Genomic DNA, 348 nt, shown 5'->3' with positions numbered 1-348 from the left:
CGCCTGTCTAATCCACCAAGTCGCATATGTTGAGAATTTGTATCCTTTTCGGTAATCAAACTTCTCAACTGCCTTCATAAGACCCATGTTTCCTTCTTGAATCAAGTCTAGGAACAGCATACCACGACCGACGTAGCGTTTCGCGATGCTGACAACGAGACGAAGGTTTCCTTCCGCTAATCTTCTTTTTGATTCCTCATCGCCTTCTTCGATCTTTTGAGCATACGTAATTTCTTCTTTAGCAGATAACAAATTGACGCGTCCGATTTCTTTTAAGTACATACGAACAGGATCATTAATTTTGACACCTGGTGGTACGCTTAAATCATTCAGGTCAAATTCTTCTTC

The 348-nt window shown here is 41.1% G+C and carries 1 protein-coding gene; it reads right to left on the bottom strand.

Annotated features, from left to right (window positions below; genetic code table 11):
- Window positions 1-348, bottom strand: a 348-nt coding sequence (locus SB658_RS22520) for a sigma-70 family RNA polymerase sigma factor (RefSeq protein WP_410602446.1), incomplete at both ends; no start/stop codon positions are given.

The organism is Bacillus sp. SIMBA_008 (genome assembly GCF_046535495.1).
In the GTDB taxonomy this organism is placed as follows: domain Bacteria; phylum Bacillota; class Bacilli; order Bacillales; family Bacillaceae; genus Bacillus; species Bacillus subtilis.
This window is presented reverse-complemented; position numbering and strand designations above follow the sequence as displayed.